Origin of the sequence: Flavobacterium fluviale (genome assembly GCF_003312915.1) — a bacterium.
In the GTDB taxonomy this organism is placed as follows: Bacteria; Bacteroidota; Bacteroidia; order Flavobacteriales; family Flavobacteriaceae; genus Flavobacterium; species Flavobacterium fluviale.
Genome location: NZ_CP030261.1, coordinates 1,127,536 through 1,149,416, shown reverse-complemented (window position 1 = coordinate 1,149,416; position 21,881 = coordinate 1,127,536). Strand labels below are relative to the sequence as shown.

Sequence of the window (21,881 nt, the reverse complement as noted above, 5' to 3'; positions counted from 1 at the left end):
TTGCTTTTTTTCCAAAAATAAAACTTGCAATTTAAATCCAGAAAACATATTTTAAGCACTCCACAAAACAAAATATAATTCATTCATTTACACTATAATTACATCCGCAATCGATATTATTTTTTTAAGAAAATTTTGAGAACCTAAACCGTTGCAATATTGTAACTTATAAAGTATCTTTGCACCCTAATTCGAAATTCATAAAATGAATAAATTATTGATTGTTGGAACAGTTGCTTTCGACGCGATTGAAACTCCTTTCGGAAAAACAGATAAAATATTAGGTGGTGCTGCAACGTATATTGGTTTATCAGCATCCTTTTTTAACTTGCAATCGGCCATAGTTTCTGTAGTTGGCGACGATTTTCCTCAAGAACATTTAGATTTATTAACTTCAAAAAATATTGATATCTCTGGTATCGAAATTGTAAAAGGCGGTAAAACGTTTTTTTGGAGCGGATTGTATCATAACGATTTAAACTCTAGAGATACATTGGTTACTGAGCTAAACGTTTTAGCTGATTTTCAGCCAAAAGTTCCTCAAAACTATAAAGATGCTGATGTTGTGATGCTAGGAAACTTACATCCTTTAGTACAAAGCAGTGTTTTAGATCAAATGGAGAAAAAACCAAAATTAGTTGTATTAGATACAATGAACTTTTGGATGGACTGCGCTCTTCCTGAATTATTAGACGTTATTAAACGTGTAGATGTTATTACAATCAATGATGAAGAAGCAAGACAACTTTCTGGTGAATATTCATTAGTAAAAGCGGCTGCCAAAATCCAAGACATGGGACCAAAATACGTGGTGATCAAAAAAGGAGAACACGGAGCACTTTTATTCCATAATAGAGAAGTATTCTTTGCGCCTGCTTTACCATTAGAAGAAGTTTTTGATCCAACTGGAGCTGGAGACACTTTCGCAGGTGGTTTCTCAGGATTTATTGCGCAAAGCGAAAACATTTCGTTTGGCAATATGAAAAATGCAATTATTTACGGTTCAAATTTAGCTTCGTTCTGCGTAGAGAAATTTGGAACTGAAAGGATGGAAACATTAAGTAAAGCAGAAGTAGCGATTCGATTACAGCAATTTAAGTCGTTAACTCAGTTTGACATAGAAATATAATGCGCAAAAGCCTCGATAAAACGGGGCTTTTTTATTACGTTAATACACACAACTTACAACAACACAAATACAAAAAACAATGAGCGACGCTTTAAAACACGAATGTGGTATAGCCTTAGTTAGACTTCTTAAACCGCTTGAATATTATAAAGAAAAATACGGAACTGCTTTCTACGGAATTCAGAAAATGTATTTAATGATGGAAAAACAGCACAACCGTGGACAAGACGGTGCTGGTTTTGCAAGCATTAAATTGGATGTTGAACCTGGACAACGCTACATCAGCAGAGTTCGTTCTAATCATGCACAGCCGATACAAGATGTTTTTAAACAAATCAATGAGAGAATCAGCGAAGAATTAAAAGCACAGCCTGAAATTGGTGACGACATCAATAAAATAAAATCACAAATTCCTTATGTTGGCGAATTGTTTTTAGGACACGTTCGTTACGGAACTTTTGGAAAAAACAGCATCGAAAGCGTTCACCCATTTTTACGTCAAAGCAACTGGATGCACCGTAATTTGATTTTGGCAGGAAACTTCAACATGACAAATGTTAAAGAACTTTTCGAAAACCTAGTTGAACTTGGACAGCATCCAAAAGAAATGGCGGATACGGTTACGGTAATGGAAAAAATTGGTCATTTCTTAGATAAGGAAGTAATGCAATTGTACCAAGATTGTAAAACAGAAGGCTATTCTAAAAGAGAAGCTTCTCCAGTAATTGCTGAGCGTTTGGATATTGCTAAAATATTAGCTCGTTCGGCTAAAAATTTAGATGGAGGTTACGCAATGGCTGGTTTACTAGGTCATGGTGATGCATTTGTTTTTAGAGATCCAGCAGGAATTCGTCCAGCTTATTTTTATCAAGATGACGAAGTAGTTGTTGTAGCTTCTGAAAGACCAGTTATTCAAACTGTGTTTAATGTACCTTTTGAAAGTGTTCAGGAAATCGAACCAGGAAACGCTTTAATCATTAAGAAAAGCGGTAAAGTTTCTATGAATCAAATCTTGGAACCTACCGTTAAAAAAGCTTGTTCGTTTGAAAGAATTTATTTCTCAAGAGGAAGTGATGCTGAAATTTATCAAGAACGTAAAAATTTAGGAAAATTAATTTTACCTGCAGTTCTTAAAGCTATCGACAGCGATACAGATAATACAGTTTTCTCATACATTCCAAACACAGCAGAAACTTCATTTTATGGTTTGGTTGAAGCTGCTCAGGATTTCTTAAACCAAAGAAAAAACAATTATATTTTAGAAAACAGAAATACGCTGACTGCAGAAACGCTTCAGGAACTTTTAGCTGTAAAAATACGTACAGAAAAAGTTGCCATTAAAGATGCTAAACTTAGAACCTTTATTACCGAAGACAGCAGCCGTGATGATTTAGTTGCACACGTTTACGACGTTACTTACGGCGTAATTAAACTAGAAGACAACTTAGTTATCATTGACGACAGTATCGTTCGTGGTACAACTCTTAAAATGAGTATTATTAAGATGATGGATCGCTTGAAACCAAAGCGTATTGTTATTGTTTCATCTGCACCGCAAATTCGTTATCCAGATTGTTACGGAATTGATATGGCAAAACTGGAAGGCCTTGTTGCTTTTAGAGCTGCATTGACTTTATTAAAAGAAAGAAACTTATATCATATTGTTGACGAAGTTTACGCTAAATGTAAAGCACAAGAAAACTTTGACGATAAAGATGTAGTAAATTATGTAACTGCAATTTATGATCAATTTACTCCAGAAGAGATTTCAGATAAAATTGCTGAAATGTTAAGTTCGCCAGAAATTAATGCAGAGGTAAAAATCATTTTTCAAAAAGTAGAAGATTTACATATTGCCTGCCCTAAAAATTTAGGAGACTGGTATTTTACAGGTGACTATCCTACCCCAGGCGGAAACCGTGTTGTAAACCGTGCATTTATGAATTTTTATGAAGGAAAAGACGCGCGAGCTTATTAAAAAAGTATTAACAAAAGGTTAAATAGTGCATTTCATCGGTTTTTTTTGCCGTTCATCCTGTTTGTTTGGTGAAATTGAAAAGCTACAATACTTTTGAGAGACCATAACATTAGTAGGTTAAGTTTATGGTAGATTTGGGGCAAAAAGGGTGGAAGAAATTCCACCTTTTTTATTGGAATAAACTCAAATATTTCTAAAACAACAATTTATATTCTCTTCATCGGATTTCCTTACCTTTTATCTAAAAAGTTTTTTTTACAAAAATACCTGCCATACATTTATCAAACCAGAACATTAGTAGGTTAAGTTTATGGTAGATTTGGGGCAAAAAAGGTGGAAGAGATTCCACCTTTTTTATTGGAACAAATACCAACTATTACTGTATCAATTAATTATATTCCATTTATCGGATTTCCTTACCTTTTATCTAAAAAGTTTTTTTTACAAAAATACCTGTCATACATTTACTAAACCATAACATTAGTAGGTTAAGTTTATGGTAGATTTGGGGCAAAAAAGGTGGAAGAGATTCCACCTTTTTTATTGGAATAAATTTTATAATATTGTTTCAACCAAAACCAAGCTTCTTATGAAACAATTCGCCAAAACTGCTTTTATCATTTTTTTAAGTTTATTTCTATTTAATTGTTCTGGAGCCAAAACAAAAAAAGCATCAGACAGCACTTCTGTTGAAAACCAGAGTAATAACGGAAATAAAAAAGTTTCTGAAAATGAAACTAAAAATTCTTCTGCTAAAAATAAATCAATTAAGGATGGCAGTTCAATAAAAAATGCGATCAAAGTAAATAGTATCCCAGAAGAGTATCAAATCGCAAGAAAGCTTTGTCCGAATTGTAAAATAAATGGCCAAGCTCTAATAAACGAAGGAAACAAACATTATGATGTCTTGAACCTAACAAATGAAAAAGGAGAAGAAATTAAATATTATTTTGATATAAACAGCTTTTTCGGAAAGTGGTAAAAATAAAAAGAGACAAATAACTTTTAGGTTATTCGTCTCTTTTCTTTATTCTATTTTCTTTGAATAGACTATTTGTCTAATGCAAATCTTCTAGCAACTTCTGTCCAGTTAATTACGCTGAAGAAAGCTTCAATATAATCTGGTCTTCTGTTTTGATAGTTTAAGTAGTAAGCGTGTTCCCAAACGTCCATTCCTAAGATTGGAGTTCCACCGTTACCAGCAACTTCCGGCATTAATGGATTATCTTGATTTGGAGTACCTACAACTTCTAATTTTCCTCCTTTTTGAACTGTTAACCAAGCCCATCCTGAACCGAATTGTGTTGCTCCAGCTTTAGCAAATTTTGCTTTAAACTCCTCGAAAGTTCCAAAAGAAGCTTCGATTGCAGCTAATAAATCTCCTGTTGGCAATCCGCCTCCGTCTGGAGACATAACTGTCCAGAATAAATTGTGGTTGTAGAAACCTCCACCATTATTACGAACTGCCGCGTTAGATTTATCTAAGTTGATTAAGATATTTTCGATTGTTTTCCCCTCTAAATCTGTCCCAGCGATAGCTGCATTAAGATTTGTCGTATATGCATTGTGATGTTTAGAATGGTGGATTTCCATTGTACGAGCATCAATATGTGGTTCTAATGCATCATATGCATATGGTAATTGTGGTAATTCAAAAGCCATGATATTAGGATTTTTATGGTTTATAATAATTTATTCCAAATTTAGACATTTAACTTTGGAATTGAAAATACTATTTCGTTATAATTCAATTTAATTAATTGATAAATTCATTTTTTACGAGTTAAAGACTTGTAAATCTTTATTTTCCATTAAATGTAGTCATAGTATTCTCTAATCCTGCAGTTCCAAAAGTCCTGATAATTTCTGCAGAAGTCTCTAAACGTTCCGGTAATTTTGCCTCTTCTTCTGCATTCCATTCTCCTAAAACGTAATCTATCTGCTGTCCTTTTTTAAATTGATCACTAATACCAAATCTAAAACGAGTGTATTGCTGTGTGTTCAAAACTAAATTGATGTTTTTAAGTCCGTTGTGACCGCCATCGCTTCCTTTTGGTTTAATCCTGATAGTTCCAAATGAGAGGTTTAAATCGTCTGTAATAACCAATATATTTTCTAAAGGAATATTCTCCTTGTCCATCCAATATTTTACGGCTTTACCGCTTAAATTCATGTATGTGTTCGGTTTTAGAAGAAAGAATGTTCGTCCTTTAAACTTATATTCTGCCAGCGTACCCATTTTTACAGTTTCAAATGAAAGACCTTCTTTTTTGGCTAAAAAATCCAGCACTTTAAATCCGATATTATGTCTTGTATTTACGTATTCGGCTCCGATATTTCCTAATCCTACGATTAAATATTTTTTCATATTGTATATGTTCTCTTCTTTTGGTGTTGATGAAAACAGGTTTGTTATCCATTTTATCATTTGGCAAAAATAAACTTAATTAAGAAATTAATTCGCTTACATGATAATTTTCTATCATAAGAAACTAAAAAACAAGAATTATTAAAATAAAACTAATCTTACAAAAAAACCTTAATATGTTTAAAAAAAAACATATTGAGGTAAAATTGCGGTAGACATAAAAAGAAATTTGTGCATTAACAAAGGGACTCTTTAACAATTCTAATCCCTATAATTAACAAATATGCTATGAAAAATAAATTTCTGCCTTTGCTTTTTGTACTAGCCAGCTATAGCGCCTATTCTCAAGTAGGCATTGGAACACTTACACCAAAGACATCTTCCCAGCTAGAGATTGTTGCTTCGGATAAAGGAGTTTTAATTCCTAGAGTTTATCTAACAGGATCGACAGATAACACAACAATTACGAATGGAAACATTAATAGTTTACTGGTTTTCAACAATGCCTTAGTTTCAGACGTAACACCAGGTTATTACTACTGGTACATTGACAAATGGTATAAAATTGCAGTTTCTGGAGCCGAAACAATAACAACTTTAGTTTATGATCCTGTCGAAAACATACTAACTTATACGGATGAAAATAAGAACAAAACAAATATTGACATTCTTAAACAGATAAAAAATACAGAAACAGTTACAACTTTAACACCAACTGTTACTGGTAATAAAATTGCTGATTATAAAAACGAGAAAGAAATTTCTGTTGATATTTTTGAAACCGTTACAAATTTACAAGATGTAGTAACTACAAAAACTGAAAACGGCGTAACTTCAAACGTGCACACTCTTACTTATAACGGTGAGAATGGCGTACCAACAACAATTGACTTATCTGCTGCTGCAAAAGACTCAGAGACTACAACTGTAATTTCTGATGTTCTTACAGATGGAAACAAAATCGCTTCTTATAAAAACGAGAAAGGAACTTCTGTTGATGTCTTTGAAACCGTTACAAATTTACAAGATGTAGTAACTACAAAAACTGAAAACGGCGTAACTTCAAACGTGCACACCCTTACTTATAAAGGTGAGAATGGCATACCAACAGCAATTGACTTATCTGCTGCTGCAAAAGACTCAGAGACTACAACTGTAATTTCTGATGTTCTTACAGATGGAAACAAAATCGCTTCTTATAAAAATGAGAAAGGAAATTCTGTTGATATTTTTGAAACCGTTACAAATTTACAAGATGTAGTAACTACAAAAACTGAAAACGGCGTAACTTCAAACGTACACACTCTTACTTATAACGGTGAGAATGGCGTACCAACAACAATTGACTTATCTGCTGCTGCAAAAGATTCAGAGACTACAACTGTAATTTCTGACGTTCTTACAGATGGAAACAAAATCGCTTCTTATAAAAATGAGAAAGGAACTTCTGTTGATGTCTTTGAAACCGTTACAAATTTACAAGATGTAGTAACTACAAAAACTGAAAACGGCGTAACTTCAAACGTACACACTCTTACTTATAACGGTGAGAATGGCGTACCCACAGCAATTGACTTATCTGCTGCTGCAAAAGACTCAGAGACTACAACTGTAATTTCTGATGTTCTTACAGATGGAAACAAAATCGCTTCTTATAAAAATGAGAAAGGAACTTCTGTCGATGTCTTTGAAACCGTTACAAATTTACAAGATGTAGTAACTACAAAAACTGAAAACGGCGTAACTTCAAACGTACACACTCTTACTTATAACGGTGAGGATGGCGTACCAACAACAATTGACTTATCTGCTGCTGCAAAAGACTCAGAGACTACAACTGTAATTTCTGATGTTCTTACAAATGGAAACAAAATCGCTTCTTATAAAAATGAGAAAGGAACTTCTGTTGATGTTTTTGAAACCGTTACAAATTTACAAGATGTAGTAACTACAAAAACTGAAAACGGCGTAACTTCAAACGTGCACACCCTTACTTATAAAGGTGAGAATGGCGTACCCACAGCAATTGACTTATCTGCTGCTGCAAAAGACTCAGAGACTACAACTGTAATTTCTGATGTTCTTACAGATGGAAACAAAATCGCTTCTTATAAAAATGAGAAAGGAACTTCTGTCGATGTCTTTGAAACCGTTACAAATTTACAAGATGTAGTAACTACAAAAACTGAAAACGGCGTAACTTCAAACGTTCACACTCTTACTTATAACAGTGAGAATGGCGTACCAACAACAATTGACTTATCTGCTATAGCTAAAGATGCTGAAACTACTACAGAAGTAACTCCAGTTGTTACAATAGGAAATACAATTGCTTCTTATAAAAATGAAGAAGGTACAAATGTAGATATTAAAGAAACAATAACTTCACTTGCCATTAATACACAAACAGGGACTTTAGATTATGTAAATGAAAGTAGTCTGGTACCAACCAAATTAGACATCAGTCAAATTGCGGGTAAAATTAAAGCAGGTACAAATATTACAATTTCTGGAACAGGATCTGTAAATGACAATTACATTATTAATTCACCAACAAAAAACGTATTAACAAATACAGTAAATACCCTAACGAGTAGTGTAAATGGAATTGCAGTATCTACACCTGTAGTTAACATAGTAGGAGGCACATTAACTGGCACCAGCCTTACCACAACTGTAAATGGAATAGCTGGAACGGTAGATCTCAAACCTGCAGTACTCGCTTCATTAGATAAATATGATATAAAAGCAGGAAGCACCGCACTTACTGTAGCAGGTACTGGAAAAGTATTAGATGCTGATATTACAATTGATATTGCAAAGAAAGACATAACCACTAAGACTCCAGCAGTTCTCGAAGTAAAAGGCACAGGAGCAACAATTGCCGATGCAGAAGTTAACATTATACCTGGTACAGATGATCAAGTCCTCCAAACAATAGCAGGAAAACCAGCATGGGGACCTGCTGATTGGAAAATTACTGGAAATGCTAATACCGTAGCAGCAAATAATTTTTTAGGCACAACAAATAACCAAGACCTTGTTTTTAAACGAAATAGCATTATGTCTGGAAGAATAGGATTAACTAGTGTTGCTTTTGGAGAAAGTGCTTTTGTTAATTTTAATGATGCTTTGACCAATACAGCATTTGGGGGACAAGCTCTTCAAAAAAACACTACAGGAAGTTTGAATACTGCAATGGGAGCCCATACATTAAATGCAAATACTACTGGATATAACAATGTAGGGATGGGACACTATACCCTTCAAGGTAATATAAACGGGCACTCAAATACTGGACTAGGTGTACAAGCACTTACCAGTAACACATCAGGATATATGAATACTGCAACTGGAACTTATGCAATGTTTAATAATATAACCGGAAACACTAATAGTGCATACGGAATGCAGTCTCTTCGCTACATGACAAATGGTAATAGCAATGTCGCTATGGGATATCAGAGCGGTTACTACTATGGCACTGGAACTGGTAATGTAACACAATCAAATAATTCTGTTTTTATTGGTGCCAATACGCGACCATCACAAGACAACCCAACGAACCAAATTGTAATAGGACACAATGCCGTAGGTAATGGTGATAATTCGGTAGTAATAGGAAATAGCAGTATAGGAAGTATAGGCGGTTATTCAGAATGGTTTAAATATTCAGATTCCCGTTTGAAGAAAGACATTAACGATAGTCCCTTTGGATTAAATTTTATAAGTAAATTACGTCCTGTTACATACCATATGAGAACTGGGATTACGGATTTACAAACTGGATTTATTGCTCAGGAAGTTGAGGCTGCTGCAAACGAAATTAATTACGAATTCAGCGGTGTGGTAAAACCTCAAACTGATAAGAATTTCTATGCTGTGAAATATTCAGAATTTGTTGTGCCTTTGGTTAAAGCCGTTCAGGAACAACAATCTCAAATTGAAAAACAACAATCTCAGATTGATCAGCAGCAAAAAGATATCGAAAAGTTAAAAGAACTTGTTCAAAAATTAATTGATAAAAAATAATTATTGATTGATATCAAAGCACCTAATAGTGTATAAATCTAAAAATCCGATTGCGAAGCGCAATCGGATTTTTTTATTCCTAAAAAACGAACTGCAAGATGAAAAAGGCTTCGACTTCGCTCAGCCTGACAACGACAAACAATCTTAGGACCTCAGCAGCTTAGAAACTTAGAACCTAAAAAAAAGCACCAACCTTTCGATTGATGCTTTTTGTATTGAGTTGAAAAAAATTATTTTTTCTTTCCTTTTGCAGGAGCTTTTGCAGCTTTTGCAGCTTCTTGAGCAGCTTTCATAGCAGCACGAGAAATTCTTACTTGAGCAACAACTGTGTTGTCTGGGTGCATAATTTTGTATTCTGGAGCACCAACTTTAGTAACGTACAATTTGTTACCCATTTCAAGTGGAGTAATATCAGCTTCAACAAAATCAGGAAGATTTTTAGGTAAAGCTTTAACTTTTAATTTACGAGTGTTTAAACGTAAAACACCACCCGCAAGAACACCTTTAGATGTACCAACGATTTTTACAGGAACTTCCATAGTGATTTCTTTCTCATCAAATAATTGGAAGAAGTCAATGTGTAAAATTCTGTCAGATACTGGGTGAACTTGGATATCTTGCAAAATTGCATTGAATGATTTTCCTTTTCCAAGTTCGATCACAACTGTGTGAGCGTTTGGAGTGTAAACCAAGTTTTTGAACGCAGCAGCGTCTGCTGAGAAGTGTACTGCCTGATTTCCTCCGTATAAAACGCAAGGAACCTGTCCAGCATTACGTAAGGCTTTAGTTGACACTTTGCCCACGCTTTCTCTTTCTGATCCTTTAATTGTAATCGATTTCATTGTAAAAAAATATAGTTATTAAATAAATATTCTGTTTTGCTGTAAGCTTTAAGCAATAAGCTTTAGGCTTTTTTAAAATGAGAAACAAAGCTTACGGCTTAAAGCCTGCAGCCTACTGCTTCTACATTATAAATTTTCCACTGATGGAATTATTGTGGTGAACCATTTGCATAACCTCAGCAAATAAAGGTGCGCAGCTTACCACTTTTATTTTGTTAGATTCTTTCTTTAACGGAATAGAATCTGTTACGATTAACTCGGTTAATTTCGAGTTTTCGATTTTCTCATACGCACCGCCCGATAATATAGCGTGTGTACAAATTGCTCTTACACTTAATGCTCCTTTTTCGATCATAAGGTCGGCCGCTTTTGCTAAAGTTCCTCCTGTATCGATCATGTCGTCTACTAAGATTACGTTACGTCCTTTTACTTCACCAATCAGCTCCATAGTGTCGATAACGTTGGCTGCTTTTCTTTGTTTATAACAGATTACAACATCTGATTCTAAAAACTTAGAGTAAGCATATGCTCTTTTTGAACCTCCCATATCTGGAGATGCAATTGTTAGATTTTCTAATTTTAAACTTTCTACGTATGGTAAAAAGATTGTAGATGCAAATAAATGATCTACTGGTTTTTCAAAGAATCCTTGAATTTGGTCTGCATGCAGATCCATTGTCATGATTCTTGTTGCTCCTGCAGCTGTTAGTAAGTTTGCTACTAACTTAGCTCCAATTGGAACTCTTGGTTTGTCTTTTCTATCCTGTCTTGCCCAACCAAAATAAGGCATTACAGCTGTAATATGTCTTGCAGATGCGCGTTTTGCAGCATCAATCATTAACAACAATTCCATCAGATTATCTGCACTTGGAAAAGTCGAACATACGATGAATACTCGTAAACCTCTGATTGACTCTTCGTAAGATGGCTGAAATTCTCCATCACTATACGTTGACATCGTTACTTTTCCTAACGGAATTCCGTACTCTTTTGCAATTTTTTCTGCAAGATAAACACTTTGTGAACAAGCAAAAATTTTAGCTTCTGGTTCTAGGTGCGACATTATAATTTGTTGTTTTTGCTCCGCTGCACTTGTATTATTTGGCTTCCCAATTTTTGGTAAAGCAAAATGCATATAAATGCCTCGGGTGTAGTTAGTTGTGTGTGCTTCGTTTTAACGAGCTGCAAATTTAGAAAATTTATTGGACACTGAAAGGAAAAATTTAAGTATTTTTAGTAGTTGATTTAATTTTATTTTTTACATTTGCACCGTGTTAAAGGAATGACGCCATTTATGACTTCATTCTATTGCGTTAAATAAGTCATTAAATGATTTATTTTTCGTCTGCTAAGCCCGGATGGCGGAATTGGTAGACGCGCTGGTCTCAAACACCTGTGGGAAACCGTGCCGGTTCGACTCCGGCTCCGGGTACAAAAACCTCTTCTTAACGGAAGAGGTTTTTTGATTTTATATAGTATAAGTCATATAAAAAAAATTTACATTTATAATGGTTTACAATGCCAATTATAAACAAACGGTTGAATGACGTAAAACGAGAGCTTTAACAACTCTAGTTTTTTTGCATCAAGATCTAAATTGTAAAGCTTTAGATTTAGCCTATGGTTTGAACTTGAAAAAATTTGATTAATCAAAATCATTACAGTCATCAACAAATTAGGGATTAATTAATATATTTTAACTTACTATTAGGATAGTGCGCCTGAAAACATCAATGCTTAATAACCTTTGATTAAAAAAGTGAATGATTTCAGGAATGTACCTAGATTTATTTTTACTTTTAGCCAAAATTAATAGAAATGCAATTATCGTTCAAAAGAATTACTTCTTCAGGTAGCTTTATACCAGAGATAGACGGATTAAGATTTATAGCAATTGCAAGCGTTGTTTTGTATCATTTGAATGGTTTTCTGACAGAGAAATATGAAAATCAAACAATAGACGCTTCATACAATTTTTTTTTAAAACATTTACTCTCTCACGGACATTTAGGTGTACCCCTTTTTTTTACTATTAGTGGCTTTATCTTAGGTATGCCATTTGCAAAATTTCATATATGCAATGGAAAACCAGTTAACCTTAAAAACTATTTTTTAAGAAGACTATCTCGATTAGAACCACCATACATTCTTACTATGACAATATTATTATTTGGAGCAGTTTACGCAGCTAAAACTATTTCTTTAAGTGATGGTATAAAAAGCTATTTAGCTTCAATTATTTATTCGCATAATTTTATCTTTCACACGATGTCTAAATTGAATTCTGTTACTTGGAGTCTAGAACTTGAAGTTCAATTTTATATTTTAGCTCCTTTAATAGCATATCTATTTTCTATAAAATCCTTATCAATAAGACGTCTATCTATATTTCTTACTGCTGTATTATTCGCCATCATAAACCATTTCAATTTTAATCCTGTTCATTTTATAAGCTTGGTTAATTATTTACAGTATTTTTTAATTGGCTTCCTACTAACTGATTTGTACGTTTCAAATTCAACATTGGTTCCTAAAACGAAATTTGACTATCTAATTGGTTTGTTCTTCTTTGTAATCATATGGCTTTTTGACAATGAAGATTTTAAATCAACTTCACAAAGATTTATTTGGGAATTAATTCAGCTGACTAGTATTTTCTTTCTTTACTACTATGTCCTGTTTCATAAAATTTTCAAATTCCTTTCTTTCAAATTAATTACAAACATAGGCGGTATGTGTTACTCAATTTATTTACTGCATTACCCTATTATTAGTATGTTTGGTAATCCTCTTTTGAAATATTCGTTTTCAAAGTATACTATTATAAATATTTCAATTTATTCGGCTATATTAATACTTTTAGTAATGTTAATATCCTCAATATTTTTTCTGCTTATTGAAAGACCATGTATGGACAAAAACTGGTACAAAAAGATATTTTTCAAACAAAATTAAACATCTAGTACTGTGTTATTCAGAAATGACGGATAAGGCCTTTAAATTTCCTCCTTTGTATCTTTAACTACTAAAAAGTTTTGATTGTTTTGATTGTTTTGTAGCGTATTATTACAGAATATTTATACAACTTATAATTATTTTAGTATAACGCTAATTAATGTTAATCTTTTTATATTGCGTTCCAACGGTTTCGAATGCTGACTATACCTACATTATTTAAGAAAATATATTTTTTAGATTTTAAATTTAAACCTCACAACTTGCCTCATGCAAAACAGGAAAATTACAGGAATTAGCAATAAAACATAATTGATTTGCTTTTTTATGAAGTTCTAATGCCAACTCTATTTTGTCTGAATTAGCAATAATAATTTTTGGTTTTAATTTTACCTCAACAAAACGCCCGCTTCCATCTGGATTTACTTCGAGCGTTGCTTCGGCATTGTCTGAATATTCGAGAACCTCTATTCCATTTTGAGAGCATACATACAAATATGACATCATGTGGCACGAGACCAAACTACTCAACAATAAATCTTCAGGATTGTGTAAGTCTGGATCACCTTTGAATGCTTTTGCTGCCGAGACATTTAAAATTGGTTTTCCTTCAATTTTTATTTGATGGCTTTTAGTAGATCTTGAAACTGGTTCTTTTTGATTTTTGTTTGAAGTCCAATTTAGCGCTGCTTTGAATAGATGTTTCATCTTACTTTTGTTTTCTTTTGCTAAGTTAAGATTTATAAGTTGTGATTATTTAATCTCGCAAAGTCGCAGATTTTTTTATGGAAATTTCTCCTTCGTCGAAATTGTGAGATTCGTGCTAATCCATGTAATTCGTGGCGGAACTTTCAATCATAAAAAAACCTCGAAAGCATAACTTTCGAGGTTTTCTAGAGAATTGAACTAATTAACAAATTCTAAAAATTATTTTTTTACTGAAAACTTAAAAGTTGTTTTCGTTTTATAATTTTCTCCCGGGTTTAAAACCGTTGTTGGGAAATTTTTCTGGTTTGGAGAATCTGGATAATGTTCTGTTTCTAAACATAATCCTGTTCTGTGTGCAAAAGTTCCTCCGTTTGGCATTGGCAGAGTTCCGTCAAGGAAATTTCCAGAGTAAAACTGAATTCCCGGTTCATCTGTTGTCATTTCCATAACTCTTCCGCTTGCAACATGGTATACTTTTGCAATGATTGTTTTTCCTTTTTCAGGATTGTTCAGCACCCAGCAGTGATCGTAACCTTTTCCTTTTTCTAACTGCTCGTTTTTAGCATTGATATCTTTTCCGATTAATTTTGGTTTTCTGAAATCGAAAGGTGTACCAGCCACATCTTCTAATTTTCCTGTCGGAATCAAATCTGCATCAACCGGAACTAATTTATCTGCATTTAATGTCAATTCGTGATCTAAGATTGTTTTGGTAAAATCTCCAGATAAATTGAAGTATGAATGTTGTGTCAAGTTAACAACCGTTTTTTTGTCTGTTGTTGCTTCATACAAAACTTCCAACTGATTGTCATTCGTCAATGTATAAGTCACAAAAACCTTTAAGTTTCCTGGATAACCTTCCTCCATATCTTTACTTAAGTAAGACAATTTTAAAGAAGCTGTATCTCCAGATTTAACGGCATCGGCTTTCCAAACCACATTGAAAAATCCTTGCGGACCTCCATGTAAAGCATTTGGCGCGTTGTTAATTGCCAATTGATATTCTTTTCCGTCAAGCGAAAATTTACCTTTAGCAATTCTGTTTCCGTATCTTCCGATTAAAGCTCCAAAAAATGGATTTTCTTTTTCGTACTGCGCCAAAGAGTTGAATCCGATTACTACATTTTCAGAAACTCCTTCTTTATTCGGAACTTTTAAATCTGTAATTCTACCGCCAAAAGTGATGATATCTACTTCCATCCCGTTTTGGTTTTTCAGTTTATAGCTGTCGACTTGTTCTCCTTTAGCCGTTTTTCCGTAAGATGATTTTTCGATTGTAAACGAATCTTTTTTATCTGAAGCAACTTTTTCTGTATCTGCTTTTTTATCGCTTTTACATTGAACAGAAACTGCAGCCAGACTCAAAAGACTTAAACCGAAAACGCAACGTTTTAATACATTCATATTTGATAATTTTGTGGTTATTGTGAAATGTTAGATGTTAAAAGTTAAAAGTAGCAAATTAAACTCAAGATAAAAACCTCTGAACCTTTGCCACTTTGAACCTTTGAACCTTTGTCCCTCAAAAATTACAATCCATGTTGAAACAAATGATAGTATGCTTCATTGGCATTAATTTTATCTTTAAAGTCTCTTACCGTTGTTTTTTCATCAATTACCAATAATTCGATTCCCGCGATATCGGCAAAATCTTCCATATATTCTGTTGTTAACGATTGGCTGTAAACGGTATGATGCGCACCGCCAGCTAAAATCCAGGCCGTTGCAGCGATATCAAGGTTTGGTTTACAGTCCCATAAAACTCTTGCAACTGGTAATTTTGGTAATTCAGCCATTGGTTTAATAGCTTCCACTTCGTTTACAATTAATCGGAAACGAGTTCCCATATCTACTAATGAAACATTAATTGCATCTCCGGCAGGCGAATTAAATACCAAACGGGCTGGATCTTCTTTTCCACCAATTCCTAAAGGATGTACTTCGCAAGAAGGTTTTCCATCAGCGATAGAAGGACAGATTTCTAACATGTGAGAACCTAAAACATACGATTTTTGAGGCGTGAAGTGGTAGGTGTAATCTTCCATAAAAGAAGTTCCGCCTTCCAAACCAATATTCATTACTTTTAAAGCTCTAACCATTGCAGCCGTTTTCCAGTCACCTTCTCCACCAAAACCATAACCATCGGCCATTAATCTTTGTGTTGCGATTCCTGGTAATTGTTTCCAAACTCCAAGATTTTCAAATGTATCTGTAAAAGCACCAAATCCTCCTTCTTCAAGGAAAGCTCTCAATCCTAATTCGATTTTTGCTGCTTCAACCAAAGAACTTCTTTGTGCACCGCCTTCTTTTAAAGAATCGGTTAAAGTATATGATTGTTCGTAAACGGCTAATAAATCGTTTAATTCTTTTTCTGTTACTTTTTCAATATGTTTGGTTACATCTGAAGAATCGTATCCGTTTACTGAAACTCCAAAACGAATTTGAGCTTCTACTTTATCTCCTTCTGTAACGGCAACTTCACGCATATTATCTCCAATACGAGCTACTTTTAGGTTTTGAAGTTCGTCCCATCCTAAAACGACTCTTGACCAAATGCCTAATTTTTTCTGAACTCTTTCGTCTTCCCAATGTCCAACAACCACTTTACGCTTTTTGCGCATTCTAGACATGATAAAACCAAATTCACGATCTCCGTGCGCCGATTGGTTCAAGTTCATGAAATCCATGTCGATGCTTCCCCAGGGAATTTCAGCATTGTATTGTGTATGCAAGTGGCATAATGGTTTTTTCAAAATACTCAAACCGCCAATCCACATTTTTGCTGGTGAAAACGTATGCATCCAGGCAATAATTCCGATACAGTTTTTTTCTGAATTCGCAGCCAAACAAACATCTAAAATCTGCGAAGGCGATTTTACCACATCTTTATAAACCACTTTTACCGGAATTGAAGACGAAGCGTCTAATCCTTTTGCAATAATCTGTGAATGTTCTGCTACTTTTCTAAGTGTTTCTTCACCGTATAATTCCTGGCTTCCTACTACAAACCATACTTCTTTTTGAGAAATGTCTATCATTTTTTTATTTTGTTTCAAGTTTTCTTTGTTTCAGGTTTCAGGTTCTGAAATGCGGAAAATCTTATTGTTATGTTATTATTTTATTTTGCTTGTTTGATGTTTCACGTTCCAAGTTTCACGTTCCAACAACTTGAAACTTGAAACAAAGAAAACCTGAAACAAAACTATCACTGTCCGTAATACGAATCTTTTCCGTGTTTGCGGTTGTAATGTTTCTTTATTAAAGAATCTTTTAATCTTGGGGCGTTTGGGTTGATTTGCAAAGTCAGGTACGCCATTTCGGCAACAACTTCTAAAACTTTACTGTTGTAAACCGCTTTTGCAGCATTTTTCCCCCAGGCAAACGGACCATGATTTCCAATTAAAACCATTTCTACTTCTTCGTAAGAAAGATTTTTTTCTTTGAAACAATCTAGAATCTGAATTCCAGTATTGTGTTCGTAGTTTCCTTCAATTAAAGAATCTGCCATTGGCGGTGCGCACGGAATATCAGCCGTTAAGTGATCGGCATGCGTTGTTCCAAAAATCGGAATATCCTGCTGCGATTGTGCCCAAGCCACAGAATAAGTAGCATGCGTATGTGCGACGCCTCCAATATTTGGCCAGTTTTTATACAAATAAGCATGCGTTTTGGTGTCAGATGACGGACGCATAGTTCCTTCGATTATGTTATTATCAAAATCGACAATTACAATATCTTCAGGTTTTAAATCTTCGTAAGGAACGCCGCTTGGTTTAATGGCAAAAACACCATTTTCTCTGTCGACAGCGCTTACGTTTCCGAATGTGTAAACCACCAAATTCAATGCATTTAATTGCATATTGGCTTCATAACATTCTTGTTTTAAATCTTTATAAAGAGAACTCATTTTGAGAAATTTTAATGTTTGGATCTGCAAAAGAACTTAATTGTTCATACGCTAAAAGCAGTTTATGATACGCTTCAACTTTATCTGTCTGAGGGAAATATTCTCCGTCAAAATCGCTTCCTATTTTTTGGCTTGCTTCGATTACGTTCGGATAAATTCCGGCTGCAACTGCTGCATAAATTGCCGCGCCTAAAGCTGGAGTCTGATCAGAAGCTGCGATTTTAATTGGTTTGTTTAAAACATTAGCCAAAGTCTGCATGATAAAAGGCGATTTACGGGCAACACCGCCAATTCCGATTACGCTGTCAATTTTTACGCCTTCTTCTTCAAAACGGTCTACAATTTTCTTTGCTCCAAAACAAATTGCATTTACTAAAGCTTTAAAAATATGAGGTGCTTTTGTTCCTAAAGAAAGGTTCGAAATCGCACTTTTTAATTCTTGGTTTGCATCTGGAGTTCTTCTTCCGTTGATCCAGTCTAAAGCAATTGGAAGACTTTCTGAAACCGGAATTTTCTCTGCTTCTTTCGTTAATTCAACAATTAATTTATCGCTGAATTCCTCTCTTAATTGTTCTTTTTGAGTATCATTTAAAAGAGACGAAGAACCTAATAAATGTTCTGTCGGCCACATCAATAATTCTTTGTACCAAGCCAATAAATCGCCAAAAGCAGATTGTCCTGCTTCTAAACCAATAAAGCCTGGAATAACTGAACCGTCAACTTGTCCGCAGATACCGCGAACGGTTTTTGTTCCCACTTCATCATAAGAACCAACCAGAATATCACAAGTTGAAGTTCCCATAACTCGAACTAATGTATTTTCTTCAATTTTAGCTCCAACAGCTCCAGAATGTGCATCGAAAGTTCCGACAGCAACAATTGTTTCTGTAGAAAGTCCTAAACGATCTGCCCATTCTTTGCTTAGATTTCCAGCAGCTAAATCTGACGTATACGTTTCATCATATAAATTACCGCGAAGCTGTGCTAAATACGGATGTAATTTTTCTAAGAATTCAACTGGCGGAAGTCCGTTCCAGTCTGCGTGCCACATTGCTTTGTGTCCTGCGGCGCAACGGCTTCTTTTGAAAGTTTTTAAATCTTTATCTTCAATCAATAAATATGTCATTAAATCGCAGTGCTCCATCCAGGTGTGCGTTGCATTACGAACTGCTTCGTCTTGTCTTGCAATGTGAAGGATTTTTGCCCAAAACCACTCTGAAGAATAAATTCCTCCAACGTATTTGGTAACGTCTTCTCCGCCCCAGTTTACTGCCAGTTCGTTGATTTCGTTTGCTTCATTTATCGCAGTGTGATCTTTCCACAACACCATCATCGCATTTGGGTTTTCTTCAAAACCTTTTGTTAATGCTAATGGAGTTCCACCTTTTGTTACTGGAACAGGAGAAGATCCTGTTGTATCGATACAGATTCCGCGAACCAATGACGGATCAACTTTGCTTTCTTTTACAACATTTTGAATTGTAATTTCTAATCCTTCAATGTGATCCAAAGGATGCTGACGAAATTGATTTATCGAGGCGTCACAGTATTGTTTGTTTTTCCATCTTTTGTAATGAGAAACATTCGATGCCAGCTCCTGTCCATCCTCAGTGTCAATCAGCACCGCGCGAACAGAATCTGTTCCGTAGTCCAATCCTATTACATAATTTTTCATTCTAATTTTATTTTTAAAATATTGACAAATATAGAGATAAATAATTTATAAGTGTACAAAAAACACTTAATTGAAATTGCGTAATTAATTTTTGCTATAAATGCATTAAAACAGCATTTTAGCTTTCAATCAAAAAATAAATGTTAACAATACATTTATTCTGCTGCGATTATTTCACCTTTAAATAAAAAATCTCCTCTTTCGTAAGAGATTTTTATATTCATTAAAGATTATTTTCCTTCTAAAACTAATACTGAAAAAGGCGGAATTGTAATTTCAAGCTTTCCTTTTTTAGTCTCAAAACCTTTAAAAGCAACAGGAATAATTTTGTTCGGATTTTCGAAAGAATTATAATCCTGTAGTTTTGACGCCGTAATTATAGTTCCTGTAAAATTTTTAACACCAAGATCTTTTACATCAATTTCTATTTTGTTCTTATTTACAGCATCAACATTTACCAGCGAAATATGAACTAATCCGTTTTGATCTTTTGATACAGATGCAGATACAGCCGGAATTGTTTCTCCATTAAAATTATAAGATGGCGATTTAAAATCAATCGGAAGTAATTTTGCATCCTGATGAACGCTGTACATTTTCATTACATGATAAGTCGGTGTCGTAATCATTTTCGCCTTGTCGGTTAAGATTACAGCTTGAAGCACATTAACGCATTGTGCCAAGTTGGCCATACGAACCCTATCTGCATGATTATTGAAAATATTTAAAGTTGCTCCTGCCAAAACAGCATCTCGCATCGTATTTTGCTGATATAAAAAACCTGGATTGGTTCCTTTTTGAACTTCATACCAGCCTCCCCATTCATCGACTATCATAGCCACTTTTTTCTCAGGATCATATTTGTCCATTATGGCAGCGTGTTTGGTTACTAACTCTTCCATTTTTAAGGCAGACTGCATGGTCTGGAAATATTCTTTCTCTGTAAAATCAATATCTGCTCCTTTTTTAGCCCAGTCGATTACCGCGTAATGATGAACGCCAACGCCGCCAAGCATATTCAGTGGAATGTTTTTCATCAAAACCTCTGTCCAATTGTAGTCAGAACTATTAGATCCCGACGCAATTCTCGTAATGCCTCCGGTATTGTTCCAGTCTGCCATAAAAGTGGCGAACTTGCGATACTCATTAGCATAATAATCTGCAGTCATATTACCACCGCAGCCCCAAGCTTCATTTCCAATTCCCCAGTATTTTACTTTCCACGGTTCTGTTCTTCCGTTTTTTTTACGAAGATCACTCATCGGACTTTTTCCTCCAAAATTGGTATACTGAACCCAGTCTGCTAATTCCTGAACTGTGCCGCTGCCGACATTTCCAGATAAATACGGTTCTGCTCCCAATAGTTCACACATATTCAAAAAATCATGTGTGCCAAAACTATTGTCCTCTGTTACACCTCCCCACCATTGATTTACAATTGTCGGACGCTGTTCTTTTGGACCAATCCCGTCTTTCCAGTGGTACGTATCTGCAAAACAACCGCCAGGCCATCTTAAGTTTGGAATTTTCAAATCTTTTAATGCCTTTATAATATCATTTCGAACTCCGTTTGTATTGGGAATTTTTGAAGTATCTCCCACAAAAAATCCACCATAAATGCAGCGTCCTAAATGTTCAGCAAAATGACCATAAATATTTCTATTTATAATCGGAGCCGCTGCATTATTTTTAACTGAAATAATAACGGATTCTTTTTGAGCAGTAATTGTTTGAATAAAAAATATAGCAAACAAGATTAGTAGTGGTTTTTTCATAATCTGTTGTTGGTTGTGGTTTTTAGAAAATTGCGTGGCTGCGGATTCTAAAATGTTAGTTTTGTTTTTATAAGTGTTTGTTTAACATTTGTAAATTTAAACAAAAATAACTCTCATAAAAAAATAAAATTATCAAAACAACTGGTTGCAAAAAACAGATTTCATAATTTTGCTTCTGAAATGAGCATCGTTAAAGGATTGAGGAAAAAGATAGGCAGACAAATAAAAAGTTAAGAATCTGAAAAATTGACAAAAAAATACAAAGACCATCTGTTTGATAACAACGATTCTCTTTTTTGAATTTTGAAAATGAAATAATTTTTCGGGTACCGATCTGTTTTAAAAATGTTTCTACATTTGACTCGTTATTTTGATTTGAAATTGAGAAGATTAAGAAGTAAAAATCTGGTTTTCTTTAGAAGTAATATCGAGTAACATAACTTCTTATTCGCGCTGTTTTAACATAAGTGTAAAATCAACATTAATAAATTATGAAACGTTTTAAGAAGTTT

General features: G+C 34.3%; 15 protein-coding genes and 1 tRNA gene. 6 read left to right on the top strand and 10 right to left on the bottom strand.

Annotated elements, in window-relative coordinates; all coding sequences use genetic code 11:
- The first annotated feature begins 205 nt into the window (after nucleotides 1-205).
- From HYN86_RS05185 to HYN86_RS05175, 3 genes are all read left to right on the top strand, one after another.
- Nucleotides 206-1,129: a PfkB family carbohydrate kinase gene (locus HYN86_RS05185; RefSeq protein ID WP_035646428.1), complete on the top strand. Its 924-nt coding sequence runs from the start codon at nucleotides 206-208 to the stop codon at nucleotides 1,127-1,129.
- A 79-nt stretch (nucleotides 1,130-1,208) separates the two neighbouring features.
- Nucleotides 1,209-3,107: an amidophosphoribosyltransferase gene (locus tag HYN86_RS05180; protein ID WP_113677082.1), complete on the top strand. Its 1,899-nt coding sequence runs from the start codon at nucleotides 1,209-1,211 to the stop codon at nucleotides 3,105-3,107.
- A gap of 589 nt (nucleotides 3,108-3,696) precedes the next feature.
- A complete protein-coding gene (locus HYN86_RS05175; RefSeq protein ID WP_162789291.1) occupies nucleotides 3,697-4,089 on the top strand; it encodes a hypothetical protein in 393 nt (130 codons plus the stop codon).
- Nucleotides 4,090-4,157: 68 nt separating this feature from the next.
- Here the strand turns inward: HYN86_RS05175 and HYN86_RS05170 are convergent, their stop codons facing one another.
- Nucleotides 4,158-4,769: a superoxide dismutase gene (locus HYN86_RS05170; RefSeq protein ID WP_113677080.1), complete on the bottom strand. Its 612-nt coding sequence runs from the start codon at nucleotides 4,767-4,769 to the stop codon at nucleotides 4,158-4,160.
- A 139-nt stretch (nucleotides 4,770-4,908) separates the two neighbouring features.
- Nucleotides 4,909-5,535 carry an aminoacyl-tRNA hydrolase gene (pth, locus tag HYN86_RS05165; RefSeq protein ID WP_113677079.1) on the bottom strand — a complete coding sequence of 209 codons (627 nt, stop codon included), beginning with the start codon at nucleotides 5,533-5,535 and terminating at the stop codon, nucleotides 4,909-4,911.
- A gap of 228 nt (nucleotides 5,536-5,763) precedes the next feature.
- Between pth and HYN86_RS05160 the strand changes: the two genes are divergently transcribed.
- Nucleotides 5,764-9,507 carry a tail fiber domain-containing protein gene (locus HYN86_RS05160; RefSeq protein ID WP_113677078.1) on the top strand — a complete coding sequence of 1,248 codons (3,744 nt, stop codon included), beginning with the start codon at nucleotides 5,764-5,766 and terminating at the stop codon, nucleotides 9,505-9,507.
- A 230-nt stretch (nucleotides 9,508-9,737) separates the two neighbouring features.
- On the opposite strand, the gene HYN86_RS05155 is transcribed toward HYN86_RS05160, so the two are convergent.
- Nucleotides 9,738-10,349, bottom strand: a complete 612-nt coding sequence (locus tag HYN86_RS05155) for a 50S ribosomal protein L25/general stress protein Ctc (RefSeq protein ID WP_113677077.1) — start codon at nucleotides 10,347-10,349, stop codon at nucleotides 9,738-9,740.
- Between the two features lie 121 nt (nucleotides 10,350-10,470).
- The gene (locus HYN86_RS05150; RefSeq protein WP_057115983.1) at nucleotides 10,471-11,412 is read right to left on the bottom strand and encodes a ribose-phosphate pyrophosphokinase; all 942 of its coding nucleotides are present in this window, start codon (nucleotides 11,410-11,412) and stop codon (nucleotides 10,471-10,473) included.
- A 289-nt stretch (nucleotides 11,413-11,701) separates the two neighbouring features.
- On the opposite strand from HYN86_RS05150, the gene HYN86_RS05145 reads away from it, so the two are divergent.
- Nucleotides 11,702-11,781 (top strand) — tRNA-Leu (locus tag HYN86_RS05145).
- A gap of 386 nt (nucleotides 11,782-12,167) precedes the next feature.
- Nucleotides 12,168-13,304 (top strand): acyltransferase family protein, encoded by a 1,137-nt coding sequence (locus HYN86_RS05140; protein ID WP_113677076.1) that lies wholly within the window; start codon nucleotides 12,168-12,170, stop codon nucleotides 13,302-13,304.
- 249 nt (nucleotides 13,305-13,553) lie between these two features.
- Here the strand turns inward: HYN86_RS05140 and HYN86_RS05135 are convergent, their stop codons facing one another.
- The 6 genes from HYN86_RS05135 to HYN86_RS05110 all read right to left on the bottom strand — a co-directional run bounded on the left by HYN86_RS05135 (nucleotide 13,554) and on the right by HYN86_RS05110 (nucleotide 21,369).
- On the bottom strand, nucleotides 13,554-14,012 hold the full coding sequence (locus tag HYN86_RS05135; protein ID WP_113677075.1) for an OsmC family protein: 459 nt from the start codon (nucleotides 14,010-14,012) through the stop codon (nucleotides 13,554-13,556).
- A 219-nt stretch (nucleotides 14,013-14,231) separates the two neighbouring features.
- Nucleotides 14,232-15,416, bottom strand: coding sequence for an aldose epimerase family protein (locus HYN86_RS05130; protein ID WP_113677074.1), 1,185 nt, complete (start codon nucleotides 15,414-15,416; stop codon nucleotides 14,232-14,234).
- 125 nt (nucleotides 15,417-15,541) lie between these two features.
- Nucleotides 15,542-17,050, bottom strand: a complete 1,509-nt coding sequence (gene araA, locus HYN86_RS05125; RefSeq protein ID WP_113677073.1) for an L-arabinose isomerase — start codon at nucleotides 17,048-17,050, stop codon at nucleotides 15,542-15,544.
- A gap of 167 nt (nucleotides 17,051-17,217) precedes the next feature.
- Complete coding sequence (locus tag HYN86_RS05120) at nucleotides 17,218-17,919, bottom strand: L-ribulose-5-phosphate 4-epimerase (protein ID WP_113677072.1); 702 nt, start codon at nucleotides 17,917-17,919, stop codon at nucleotides 17,218-17,220.
- A complete protein-coding gene (locus HYN86_RS05115; protein WP_113677071.1) occupies nucleotides 17,903-19,594 on the bottom strand; it encodes a ribulokinase in 1,692 nt (563 codons plus the stop codon). The genes HYN86_RS05120 and HYN86_RS05115 overlap by 17 nt, the downstream gene beginning before the upstream one ends.
- 230 nt (nucleotides 19,595-19,824) lie before the next feature.
- On the bottom strand, nucleotides 19,825-21,369 hold the full coding sequence (locus tag HYN86_RS05110; protein ID WP_113677070.1) for an alpha-N-arabinofuranosidase: 1,545 nt from the start codon (nucleotides 21,367-21,369) through the stop codon (nucleotides 19,825-19,827).
- Nucleotides 21,370-21,881 lie beyond the last annotated feature (512 nt).